At 55.0% G+C, this 12158-nt stretch carries 14 protein-coding genes; 3 read left to right on the top strand and 11 right to left on the bottom strand.

The window, feature by feature from the left end; translation table 11 throughout:
- Nucleotides 1-50: 50 nt before the first annotated feature.
- The 3 genes from pssA to AC07ED_RS13545 form a co-directional block, all read right to left on the bottom strand.
- Entirely contained in the window at nt 51-812 is a 762-nt protein-coding gene (gene pssA / locus AC07ED_RS13555; protein ID WP_105234059.1) for a CDP-diacylglycerol--serine O-phosphatidyltransferase, read from the bottom strand.
- Between the two features lie 8 nt (nt 813-820).
- Nucleotides 821-1501 (bottom strand): phosphatidylserine decarboxylase, encoded by a 681-nt coding sequence (locus tag AC07ED_RS13550; RefSeq protein WP_105234060.1) that lies wholly within the window; start codon nt 1499-1501, stop codon nt 821-823.
- A 112-nt stretch (nt 1502-1613) separates the two neighbouring features.
- Nucleotides 1614-3713, bottom strand: a complete 2100-nt coding sequence (locus tag AC07ED_RS13545; protein ID WP_105234061.1) for a DEAD/DEAH box helicase — start codon at nt 3711-3713, stop codon at nt 1614-1616.
- A 107-nt stretch (nt 3714-3820) separates the two neighbouring features.
- On the opposite strand from AC07ED_RS13545, the gene pth reads away from it, so the two are divergent.
- The 3 genes from pth to AC07ED_RS13530 are packed head-to-tail and all read left to right on the top strand — an operon-like array spanning nt 3821 to nt 5932.
- Complete coding sequence (gene pth / locus AC07ED_RS13540) at nt 3821-4519, top strand: aminoacyl-tRNA hydrolase (RefSeq protein WP_105234062.1); 699 nt, start codon at nt 3821-3823, stop codon at nt 4517-4519.
- Nucleotides 4516-5547, top strand: a complete 1032-nt coding sequence (locus tag AC07ED_RS13535) for a DUF2332 domain-containing protein (RefSeq protein WP_105234063.1) — start codon at nt 4516-4518, stop codon at nt 5545-5547. The genes pth and AC07ED_RS13535 overlap by 4 nt, the downstream gene beginning before the upstream one ends.
- Nucleotides 5548-5557: 10 nt before the next feature.
- Entirely contained in the window at nt 5558-5932 is a 375-nt protein-coding gene (locus AC07ED_RS13530) for a DUF2237 family protein (protein ID WP_105234064.1), read from the top strand.
- Here the strand turns inward: AC07ED_RS13530 and AC07ED_RS13525 are convergent.
- The 8 genes from AC07ED_RS13525 to rpsA all read right to left on the bottom strand — a co-directional run bounded on the left by AC07ED_RS13525 (nt 5917) and on the right by rpsA (nt 12142).
- On the bottom strand, nt 5917-6420 hold the full coding sequence (locus AC07ED_RS13525) for a helix-turn-helix transcriptional regulator (protein ID WP_105234065.1): 504 nt from the start codon (nt 6418-6420) through the stop codon (nt 5917-5919). The genes AC07ED_RS13530 and AC07ED_RS13525 overlap by 16 nt on opposite strands.
- Nucleotides 6421-6438: 18 nt before the next feature.
- A complete protein-coding gene (locus AC07ED_RS13520) occupies nt 6439-6903 on the bottom strand; it encodes a hypothetical protein (RefSeq protein WP_158664458.1) in 465 nt (154 codons plus the stop codon).
- Nucleotides 6904-6963: 60 nt separating this feature from the next.
- On the bottom strand, nt 6964-7392 hold the full coding sequence (locus tag AC07ED_RS13515; protein ID WP_105234067.1) for a hypothetical protein: 429 nt from the start codon (nt 7390-7392) through the stop codon (nt 6964-6966).
- 190 nt (nt 7393-7582) lie between these two features.
- Nucleotides 7583-8839: a tryptophan synthase subunit beta gene (gene trpB, locus AC07ED_RS13510; protein WP_067548015.1), complete on the bottom strand. Its 1257-nt coding sequence runs from the start codon at nt 8837-8839 to the stop codon at nt 7583-7585.
- A 66-nt stretch (nt 8840-8905) separates the two neighbouring features.
- Complete coding sequence (locus tag AC07ED_RS13505) at nt 8906-9547, bottom strand: phosphoribosylanthranilate isomerase (RefSeq protein WP_105234068.1); 642 nt, start codon at nt 9545-9547, stop codon at nt 8906-8908.
- Between the two features lie 2 nt (nt 9548-9549).
- Nucleotides 9550-9897, bottom strand: a complete 348-nt coding sequence (locus tag AC07ED_RS13500) for a LapA family protein (protein WP_067548021.1) — start codon at nt 9895-9897, stop codon at nt 9550-9552.
- Between the two features lie 9 nt (nt 9898-9906).
- A complete protein-coding gene (gene ihfB / locus AC07ED_RS13495; RefSeq protein ID WP_105234069.1) occupies nt 9907-10188 on the bottom strand; it encodes an integration host factor subunit beta in 282 nt (93 codons plus the stop codon).
- 274 nt (nt 10189-10462) lie between these two features.
- Complete coding sequence (rpsA, locus tag AC07ED_RS13490) at nt 10463-12142, bottom strand: 30S ribosomal protein S1 (RefSeq protein ID WP_067548027.1); 1680 nt, start codon at nt 12140-12142, stop codon at nt 10463-10465.
- Between the last annotated feature and the right edge of the window lie 16 nt (nt 12143-12158).

Here is a 12158-nt window from a genome sequence, read left to right as displayed (position 1 = left end):
CGTTTTCTTTTGCTACTTAGTGCGATGTTAGGATTGATCCGTGGCAGGCTTCAAGACTGAGCGAACAGGTTACCGCGCGCCTTCACAATGCTAACAAGCAAGATGAAGATATAGATCACGTTCACGGATACGAGCAGTAGCCAAGGGCGGAAAAATACGAGACCGACGACGAGCAGAGTAAGCACGAGCACGACCCGAGAGAGGCTGCGTGGAACTCGGATGGCCTTGAGCGATAGCGTCCTCATTGTTGAGATCATAAGTACGCCAACAAATCCGAGCCAAATTGCTATGACCATAGGAATCGAGTGGGCGTCGAAGTAACCGCCGAATACAAGGAATGCAGGCATCAGCGCGAGCATCGCGCCACCTGGTGACGGGACACCTACAAAATGAGGCGTTTCGCCGTCGTCCGTCTTTGGCTTGTCCTTCATTACGTTGAAGCGAGCAAGACGAAGGCAGGCCGCTCCAGCGTAAACCAGCGCGAAAATCCAGCCGAGGCCGCCAAGAGAGCTCAGGAAAAACTGGTAAATCAGGATCGACGGTGCGACGCCAAAGCACACAAAATCCGAAAGCGAATCGAGTTCGCCGCCCAATTCGGACGTAGAGTTGAGCCGACGCGCCATGAGGCCATCAAGGCCATCCATGACAGCAGCGAGCATGATCAGGAACGTGGCGAGCATGAAACGTTCGTCGACGGCAAAGCGGATGGACGTGAGACCCAAGCACATTCCTGTCAGGGTCACCATATTGGGGACCATTTGGACGAAAGGAACGCGGCCCTTGGTGTCCCGATTGTTTTCGTGCTCGCTCATGAGGTGCCTTAGGCTTGGGGCGCTTCGCCCAAATCTGCAATAACAGTTTCGCCAGCGATCATTGTCTGGCCTATCGATACCATCGGCTTTGCGCCCTCAGGAAGATAGATATCCAGACGAGACCCGAAACGGATGAGACCAAAACGTTCACCAATGCCGATCTCTTGGCCTTCTTTGGACCAGCACAGAATGCGACGCGCGACGAGGCCCGCGATCTGAACGGTGCCGAATTTCCGACCATCGGGAAGCTCGATGGTGATGCCGTTACGCTCGTTGTCCTCGGACGCTTTGTCGAGTGACGCGTTCAGGAATTTACCGGGACGGTATGCAACCGCTGTGATTGTGCCAGCAGCAGGTGCGCGGTTCACGTGACAGTTAAACACCGACATGAACACGGAAATGCGGGTCATGGCTTCGTCGCCAAGGCCTAGCTCTGCAGGTGGAACAGCAGGTTCCAGCAGCGACACAACGCCGTCCGCTGGAGAAACCATAATGCCCTTGCGGTCAGGCGTGACGCGTACGGGGTCGCGAAAGAAGTAATAGACCCAAACCGTCAGGCCGACGCCAATCCAGCCGAGCGGCTCCCACAGAAGGAACAACAGAACCGTAATCGCTGCAGCGATTGCTACAAACTTGCGCCCTTCGGGGTGCATGGGTTTTACAAAGGTCGATAGCATCGAGACAGACATCAGAGCACCATTTTTCGAATGAGTTGGGTCTCTTTAGCCGTGTGGTCGCGTCAAGAAAACCTCTCTTGAGGTGATCGTAGACATATGATCACGAAAAGAGAGGCCTATTTTCTTAGTTCTTTGGGTTCTTCTTAAAACCACCTTTGGGATTGCCGCCTTTGAACGACGACTTGCGGTCGCCAGAAGGCTTGCCACCGAATTTCTTACCAGCTGGTTTGTCACCAAATGTGCGTTTTCCTGCGGGCTTCTTTGCTGCGTCGTCGCCAGCGCGAGCACGCGGCTTAGCAAAAGACGGACGATCAACGCGGCCATCGTCGCGGCGCTTCATGTCTTCTTTCTTCCAGCGCGTTTTGATGCGAGGTTCAGAGCCAGTTTCGCCTTCGGATTTGGCTTCTACTTTGCGAGGTTTAGTATCGGGTTTGTCAAAACGCGCGGGGCGATCAAACTTTGCGGGTTTGTCCTTGCGCTCTGGACGTTCGAAACGTTCTGGACGAGGCGAACGCTCACCACGCTCACCACGCTCACCACGCTCACCACGCTCACCACGTTCTTCGCGACGAGGACGGTCCGACGGACCTCCACGATGGGAAGGACGCTCAGGACGGTCTGGACGTGGGCCGCGCGGTTTACGTGCGTCCATTTCTGGTGCTTGGTCCATGACGACCAGCGAAATGCCCTGTTCCAACTCGAGGTTCGCACCTTCGCGCGCAACCATCGCCTTGCCAGCTTCTTCCTGAACTTCGACGTAGGTGTCCGTATCGTTGATGCGGATACGGCCAATCGCATTCTTGTTAAGACCAGACTGTTTGCACAGCATCGGCAACAGCCAGCGCGGTTCCGCACGTTCGTTGCGACCGATCGAGAGCTTGAACCAAACCGACGGCCCAAATTCTTGTTTCTTCTTCTCGCGATCAACAGACACGCCACCCAGTTCTTCAGGCGGGCAGCGACGTTCTTGATAGAGGCGCAGATAGGCAGCAGCGACTTGTTCAGCGCTGTATTTTTCTAGCAGTTTGCTGGCGAACGCAGCCTGATCCTCGTTGATGGTTTCGGACCATGCAGGGTGGTTGATCAGACGCTCTTCTTCACGTGTTTGAACAGCCTCGGCGCTAGGCGGCTCTGTCCATTCTGCTTCCAGCTTTGCCCATTTGAGCAAACGGGTGATTTTCATACGATCACGCGGTGTGGCGATCAGCGCGGAAATACCCTTGCGTCCAGCGCGACCGGTACGGCCAGAGCGGTGCAACAGGGTTTCAGTGTTTGTCGGCGTTTCAGCGTGGATAACCAACTCAAGTCCCGGAAGGTCGATACCACGAGCGGCAACGTCGGTCGCAACACAGATCTTGGCGCGACCATCGCGCATCGCTTGCAGCGCGTGTGTCCGTTCGGTTTGGGTCAGCTCGCCCGAGAGCGATACAACTTGGAAACCACGGTTCGACAGGCGGGCCGTCAGACGGGCCACGGCTGCGCGCGTGTTCGCAAAGATGATGGTGTTATCGGGGTCATGGAACAAAAGCGCGTTGATGATCGCGTGTTCAGCGTCATGCGGTGCACAATTTAGAACCTGATAGGAAATGTCAGAGTGCTGCTGTTCTTTTGCCGAAACTTCTACGCGCAGCGCGTCCTTTTGGAAGTCTTTCGCCAATTTCGCGATCAGTGGCGGAACGGTTGCGGAGAACATCAGCGTGCGGCGATCTTCGGGTGCTTCGGCCAGAATGAACTCAAGGTCCTCACGGAACCCGAGGTCGAGCATTTCGTCCGCTTCGTCCAAGACAACAGCGCGTGCCATCGTGAGGTCAAGCGCGTTGCGTTGGATGTGGTCGCGAATACGGCCTGGTGTACCGACGACGATGTGCGCACCACGTTCGAGAGCACGACGTTCGTTACGAGGGTCCATACCACCAACAGCGGATGCAATCACGGCACCCGTTTTCTCGTAGAGCCATTCAAGCTCACGGCTCACTTGGAATGCAAGTTCGCGGGTTGGCGCAACGATCAGCGCGACAGGGAGGCCAGCGCGACCAGCAGAGCCGTCATCGTCCAAAAGGTCGGATGCGATAGCGAGACCAAAGCCAACTGTTTTGCCAGAACCAGTACGAGCGGAAACCAGAAGGTCTTTCCCCTCGTATTCGGGATTTAGCACAGCCTCCTGAACATCGGTCAGCGTTGTATACCCACGCTCGGATAGCGCGGCGGAAATAGTCGGGATCATCAGGGAGGCTTTCAAAAAAGGTCGAAGGTGGCCGTCTACACGGGCAGACACGCTAAGTATATAGCAAATATGTTGGCTCTGCTATGACCTGTCGGTATGGATAACATATGAAACTATTTGTCGGCCTCGGAAATCCGGGTGTGAAATACGCCCAAAATCGTCACAACATCGGCTTTATGGCCGTGGAACGTATCGCGAGCGATCACGGGTTTTCGCCGTGGCGCGCCAAATTCCAAGGCCAAACGAGCGAAGGTAGACTGGGGTCCGAAAAGGTTATCCTGCTGAAACCGGACACCTTTATGAACCTATCTGGCCAGTCTGTTGGCGAGGCGATGCGGTTTCACAAGCTCACGCCCCAAGATGTAGTCGTGTTCCACGACGAACTTGATCTTGCGCCGAGCAAGTGTCGTTTGAAAACGGGCGGCGGTCATGCGGGCCACAACGGACTTCGTTCGATCCACCAACATATCGGTGAAGCCTATGACCGCGTTCGACTTGGCATCGGTCACCCTGGGCACAAAGATCGCGTTGCGGGCTATGTTCTGTCGGATTTTGCGAAAGCAGAGCAGGATTGGCTCGATGATATGATGCGTGGAATCAGTGACGGGGCAGGTGCTCTGGCAGAGGGTGATGGCCCTAAATTCCTAAATGCCGTTGCACTACGTGTTGCTCCGCCTCGCTCTGGCACAGGGACGGCTCAGGCCCCGAAGTCGAAGAACAAGCCCGAAAAGCTCGTTAAAAACGAACCGACGGTTGAGGAAGATACCCGCAGCCCGATGGAAAAGTTGGTGGATAGGTTCAGATGACAGGTCGCTTACCCGAGGCTCTTTTAACACAGGCGCAGGCCTGCGAGGCTCTTGGGTCACCGTTGACTGCGAATCTATTGCACCTGCTGGCCGAGAGGCTCACACCAAATTCCCCGCTCACTGTGCGTTTGTTTAATTGGCCGGGTGACATGGGGCCATCGGCAGACTCAGTTCCGTTGCGGCTCGTGGGTGCGTTGAATGCGCTTCGAATGTTGGGGCGCTGTGGGTTGGAAGATGCCTACGAAAACTATGCAACCGATCCTGATGCGCTTTGGGTGGCTGTAGAACGTGCTTTGACCGAAGAAGCCCCTTTCATATCGACGTTTATCGATAGTCCCCCGCAAACAAATGAAGTCCGCCGCTCTGCCGTTCTCATTGCGGTCTCTCACTGGCTGACAAAGCGGTTCAAACTCCCGATGAACGTTTTCGAAGTCGGTGCGAGCGCTGGTTTGAACCTCATGTGGGATAGGTTCGCATTGTATTTGGGAGAGACTGTGTATGGTGACGGCGATAGTCCCGTTCGGTTGGCTCCTGAGTGGACAGGGCCCTATCCGCCGAGGTCAGAGCTGCGGATATTAGATCGGCGTGGTGTGGACCTGAGCCCGATTGATGTTCAGAACCCGCTAGATCGGTTGCGCCTCAAGTCGTACATTTGGCCTGATCAGTTCGAGCGCGTGGCACTCACAGAGGCAGCAATCAGGTTGTGTGATGTCAGCGTTGAACAGGGTGACGCCGTCGAGTGGTTGAATGCCAGTCTTCAAACGACGTGTGGCGCCCTGACGATGGTCTATTCGACGGTGGCTTGGCAGTATTTGCCAGCCGATGCCCAAGAGCGTGGTCGGTCGATTATCGAAACTGTGGGTCGTGCAGCGACTGCAGAAAGTCCGCTTGCATGGTTCCAGATGGAAGCTGACGGTCAAAGCGGGAGCGCAGCCCTGACGTTGCGCATTTGGCCTGGTGAACTGCGGTTCAAAATGGGTCGTGTTGATTTTCATGGCCGCTGGGTTAAGTGGACCCCACCTGTGTGATGAGGCCCCGATGACTCAAATGGACCAATCTGTTAACGTTTACGGTGCACCGCTTATTCCGTGCTCCACCGATCCGATGACCGGATTTTTCCGCGACGGGTTCTGCAATACATGCGAGCAGGACCAAGGGAGCCACACCGTTTGCGCAGTCATGACCGATGAATTCCTCGCGTTTTCGAAATACGTGGGGAATGACTTGTCGACACCGAGGCCCGAGTTCAATTTCGTAGGCCTGAAAGCTGGCGATCAATGGTGCCTTTGCGCTGGACGCTTTTTGCAAGCCGCCGACGAAGGGTGCGCGCCTTTGGTCAATCTGAATGCCACTCACATGCGGGCGCTTGAGATTGTGCCTTTGGCTGTCCTAGAGGCTCACTCTGCCGCTTGAGCGGGAACAGCAAAGGCTGTTTCATCTAACAAATCGTCAATAAACAGGCTGAGAAGCTGAGGGCGTCCCGTAACGCCAGCCTTCCTGTAAATTGCATTCGTCTGCGCTTTAACCGTGCCTTCTGACGTATTGCGAAGCGCGGCGATTTCAGCGGTATTCAGCCCTTTGATGGCAAACAACGCGACGTCTTGTTCCGCGGCGGTGAGGCCCCATGCATCGAACCGTTCGTGCATGAGTTCCATAAAAGCACCCGACGCTGCGCGTAGACGATTTTCTGCCAGTCGAGCACGTGCGGAGGACCGTCGCAAGATGACCGCACCAAAGCCGACACCGATCAAAAGGCCGAATGCGGCGCCGAGTTCGATATATTCCGAGACTTGCCACGAAAATGCAGCAACGCCAAAGACCGACGACAGGATGTTCCATAGGAAAAAGGTGGCGCAAATGATTTGCACCACGAGGACAGCTGTGACTGCCCGCTTGTCCATTAATTGGAACCTATCCCGTTAATCATCGTCGTCCTTATCATCGCCACTATCTTCGTCGTCTTTGCTGTCGTTATCGTTGCCACCTCGATTACGGCCACGATCATGATCATCGTCCTCTTCATCTTCTCGATCATCGTCATTTCCGTGTCTGTCGTGATCGTCGTCGGATTCAATTTCTTCGAGCTCCGCAATGCGGGGGATGATGGTCATATTGGATCGTTTGCTTTCACCAATCGCACGCCAATAGTCCCTCAGCAGTTCGCCCGTGGTTGGGTTAAACACTAGCTCTCTTTCATGGGTCTGATTGCGCGCAACGACTCGAACGCGGCCCAGAAGGGTGCGATTTACCACGATGTCGGTATAGCCCTGCTCCTGCAGCTGCATAACGATGCTGTCTTGGATCGACTGCGCATGCACAGGCGCCCCAAACGCCAAAAGGGCGCTTGTGATCATAATCGAAAGAGATTGGGTCCCGAATTTCATTTGTTCACCAGAAGGGGGTTCTGACAAAATGCCAGAACCCAAATATGTTAGCACGAAGCGTTACGAGTCGTCATTGCTGTCGTCGTCACTATCATCACGGCTGTCGTCGTGGTCATCATCGTGATCATCGTCGTCATGGCCGCGGCCGTGGTGACCACCATTCCGACCGTGATCGTCGTTTAGATCGTGCGAAGGGCCGTCATCGCTTCCACGAACCCGACCCGAGGCACCACGTTCGCCATCGCGTTCTGTTCGAGTTCTGACTTCGCTCGAAATCTCTGCGCCTGTCGCGCGGTCATAAATAACCTCGTATTTCATGCCATCACGATAGGCTTCGACTTTGACAGTGCTGGCCGAGTTATAGATTTCAATGCCAGTGAAGCCACCATTTTGGTAAGCAGAGATGATGTTGTCGATCAGTGGATCGGCTTTGACGGTCAGTGTGGATGCGGCGATCAAAATCGCAGCGGCAAAGGTTATCTTTTTCATAATACTCTCCCTAATTAACGGTAATCCGTGGAGACAGCGTCGCCTGAAAAATGACCGTCGATCTATCCGCGCAGAGTTTATTACAGCCTAGTGATCCATAGGTTGTATGGCTATAAACCAGAGTTTATGCGCCGAAAATCAAAACCCCGCACAATGGCGGGGCTTTGATTTATCATAGTATTGCATACACTTAGTCGCTGTTGCGACCTTCGTTGCCACTGGTCATATCGACTCCTAGGTGGCGCGCAACGGTAAAGATGTCTTTGTCGCCGCGACCACACATGTTCATTACGATGATATGGTCCTTGGGCAGAGTCGGCGCGATTTTCATCACGTGAGCCAACGCGTGAGACGGTTCCAGAGCAGGAATGATGCCTTCAGTTCGGCACGAGAACTGGAATGCTTCGAGCGCTTCTTTGTCGGTGATCGACACATATTTTGCGCGACCGATGTCATGCAGCCACGCGTGTTCTGGCCCGATGCCCGGATAGTCCAAGCCAGCGGAGATCGAGAAACCTTCGAGGATCTGACCATCTTCGTCTTGGAGAAGATAGGTGCGGTTGCCATGCAGGACGCCCGGACGACCGCCTGTCAGCGACGCACAGTGCTCCATCTTTTCGTTCACGCCTTTTCCACCAGCTTCGACGCCGATAATATTGACCGATGGATCATCGAGGAACGGATAGAACAGACCCATCGCGTTCGAACCACCACCAATCGCGGCAATCACGGTATCGGGCAGCCGGCCTTCGCCCTCTTGTTCGGGCAGCTGCCAGCGGACTTCTTTGCCGATGATCGATTGGAAATCGCGAACCATGGCAGGGTAGGGGTGCGGGCCAGCAACGGTGCCGATGCAGTAGAAGGTATCTTCGACGTTAGTGACCCAATCCCGAAGCGCGTCGTTCATTGCGTCTTTCAGGGTGCCACGGCCAGAGGTCACTGGAATGACCTCGGCACCAAGCAGCTTCATGCGGAACACGTTCGGCTGCTGACGTTCAACGTCATGCGCACCCATGTAGACCACACACTTCAGGCCGAATTTGGCACAAACAGTTGCCGTTGCAACGCCGTGCTGACCTGCGCCCGTTTCAGCGATGATCCGTGATTTACCCATGCGGCGAGCAAGGATGATCTGACCAAGAACGTTGTTGATCTTGTGCGCGCCAGTGTGGTTCAGCTCGTCACGCTTGAGGTAGATTTTCGCGCCACCTAGCTCTTCGGTCATACGGCTTGCAAAATACAGCGGGGAAGGGCGGCCGACGTAGTGTTTCCACAGATCGTCCATCTCGGCCCAGAAGGTCGCATCGGTTTTTGCTTTTTCGTACTCTGCCTGCAAATCAAGGATCAGAGGCATGAGTGTTTCAGCAACGAACCGACCGCCGAAATTGCCAAAGCGGCCTTGTTCGTCCGGACCGTTCATAAAGCTGTTGAATAGATCGTCTGCCATCGTGGCCTCCCCGAAGTTCAGCAGAACAGTTAGCGCCTATGCGCTAAGGGGTAAAGGGAGGAACCGTTACGCTTGTGCTGCTGCGATAAATGCGCGGATTTTTTCGGCATCTTTTACGCCTGCAGCCAATTCCACGCCTGACGATACATCTACCTGACGCGCGCCAGTCATATCGATTGCCTGCGCAACGTTGTCAGCATTTAAGCCGCCCGCCAGCATCCACGGACGGGTCCAATACTTGCGCCGTACCATTTTCCAATCCCACGCTGCGCCGTTCCCACCTGGACGGTCAGAGTCCTTGGGCTGTTTCGGTTCAACGAGGATTTGGTCGGCGACTTGGGCGTAAAGGTCGATCTGGAACAGATCGTCTGGGGACGAAATGCCGATAGCTTTCATAACAGGTAGGCCATAGCGTTCACGCACTTCGGTCACGCGCTCTGGGCTTTCTTTGCCGTGAAGCTGCAACATGTCGAGCGGCACTTTGGCTGTTAATTCATCCAAGAATTCGTCACTCGCATCAACAACGAGCGCTACCTTTGCGACGCCAAGTGGGACCTCAAGCGCCAAGGCTGCTGCTTCGCCGATGGTGACGTTGCGTGGACTCTTTGGAAAGAAGACGAACCCAAGGTAAGCCGCTCCAGCATCGCAGGCGACCTGAATGCTGGCCGCATCGCGCAGCCCGCAGATTTTCACTCTGACATCAGGCATAATTACGAACGTTCGAGCAGTTGAAGAACGTCATCTTTGCCGTCGCCATCCGCATCGCGGAGACGGTCCAATTCACGACGAAGTTGCTTTGCTTCTTTGCCACGTGCACGGGCTTCGGAACGGGTTTTGTGTTCGCGCAGCCATTCCCAAAGGAATCCGATGAGCAAACCAACACCGACACCTAAGAAAATGGCAATGAACAAAGGCACCTGAACGGTCGGGGCTACGCCGATGAAGTCAGCGAGCAAGTTCGGCATGGCGTGGATCGTCACGATGTCACGATTTGCCAAACCAACAAGCACAAGACAAAGGGCAACAATGCCCCAAAAGGCGTAGCGAAGCGTTTTCATTCGGTTCTCTTATTCGTCGTTCAGTCGATCGCGCAGCAGCTTGCCTGTCTTAAAGAACGGCACGTGCTTTTCTTCGACGTCGACAGATTCGCCGGTGCGCGGGTTACGGCCCGTTCTTGCATCGCGTTTCTTGACAGAGAATGCGCCGAAACCGCGCAGCTCCACCCGATGACCAGCGGCCATCGCTTCGGTGATGGTGTCAAAGACCGTGTTCACGATCTTCTCTACATCACGCTGGTAGAGGTGAGGATTTTCGTCGGCGATCTTTTGGATCAGTTCTGACCTGATCATAGGCGTGGACCCCCCGGGTATGAAACAGACGGCAGGTTCACCCTGCTCACTGCACGACTATAGGAAAACAGAACCCATCGGGGAATAGCCGTCATAGGGTGTAAATCGCGAAAATTGCATCAATTTCGGGCCTTTGGCTGGTGATTGAGGAATTTCGGCAGCGACTTCCAGGTTGGGCACAAACGCTGCATCGCAGCACTGACGCAGCGATTCGCCAAAGAAAAACCCCGCTGCCTTACGACAGCGGGGTTCATTTTTTCACTCAAAAGGGGACTTATTCGTCCGAACCTTTCAGAGCTGCACCGAGGATATCGCCGAGCGAAGCGCCAGAAGCGGACGAACCGTACTGTTCTACTGCTTCTTTCTCTTCTGCGATTTCACGTGCTTTGATCGACAGACCCAGTTTGCGGGTCTTGCTGTCTACGTTGGTCACGCGAACGTCGACTTTATCGCCTACGCCGAAACGCTCAGGACGCTGTTCGGCACGGTCACGCGACAGGTCCGAACGACGGATGAACGACTTCATGCCTTCGTACTCAACCTCGATGCCGCCATCTTCGATTGCGGTTACGTTAACGGTGATCACCGAACCACGCTTTACGCCGCCAATGGCTTCAGCGAACGGGTCGCCTTCCATTGCTTTGATCGAGAGCGAGATGCGCTCTTTCTCAACGTCGACTTCGGTAACGACAGCCTTAACAACGTCGTTCTTGTGGTAGTTCTGGATTGCGTCTTCGCCACGGTCGTCCCACGACAGGTCGGAGAGGTGAACCATGCCGTCGATGTCGCCAGGCAGGCCGATGAACAGACCGAATTCGGTGATGTTCTTAACTTCACCTTCAACCTGTGTGCCTTCTGGGTGGGTCTCAGCAAAGACTTCCCACGGGTTGCGCTGGGTCTGCTTGAGGCCGAGCGAAACGCGACGCTTGGACGAGTCGATTTCGAGAACCATGACTTCGACTTCTTGCGAGGTCGAAACGATTTTGCCCGGGTGGACGTTTTTCTTGGTCCAGGACATTTCGGAAACGTGAACCAGACCTTCAACGCCTGCTTCGAGCTCAACAAATGCACCGTAGTCGGTGATGTTGGTTACGCGGCCAGTGTGTACCGATTCCAGCGGGTAGCGAGTTTCAACTGCATCCCACGGATCGTCCTGAAGCTGTTTCATGCCCAGAGAGATACGGTGGGTGTCTTTGTTGATCTTGATGACCTGAACGTTGATGGTCTCGCCGATCGACAGGATTTCCGACGGGTGGTTAACACGGCGCCATGCCATGTCGGTGACGTGCAGCAGGCCGTCAACGCCGCCCAGATCAACGAACGCACCGTATTCGGTGATGTTCTTGACCACGCCTTCAACAGCCTGACCTTCAGTGAGGTTGCCGATGACTTCAGCACGCTGTTCAGCGCGCGACTCTTCGAGGATCGCACGACGCGATACAACGATGTTGCCACGACGGCGGTCCATTTTCAGGATTTGGAACGGCTGCTTCAGACCCATCAGCGGGCCAGCGTCGCGTACGGGACGTACGTCAACCTGCGAACCCGGAAGGAACGCAACAGCGCCGCCCAGATCGACAGTAAAGCCACCTTTGACGCGGCCAAAGATTGCGCCTTCGACGCGCTCTTCTGCAGCGTATGCTTTTTCCAGACGATCCCATGCTTCTTCGCGGCGAGCCATTTCGCGGGAAATGACAGCTTCGCCGCGGGCGTTTTCAGCCGCGCGCAGGAACACTTCCACTTCGTCGCCAACAGCGATCGAGGGAGCTTCACCCGGGTTTGCGAATTCTTTGAGGTCTACGCGGCCTTCCATTTTGTAGCCGACGTCGATGATAGCCTGACCGGCTTCAATCGCGATAACCTTACCTTTGACAACCGAACCTTCAGCCGGGGTGTCAATTTCGAAGCTTTCTTGTAGGAGGGCTTCGAATTCCTCCATCGATACGTTAGCCATCTGGCGTTAATCCTTT

This window comes from Aestuarium zhoushanense, assembly GCF_056431045.1.
Note: the sequence above shows the minus strand (reverse complement) of the source record. Positions and strands in the feature narration are given on the sequence as shown.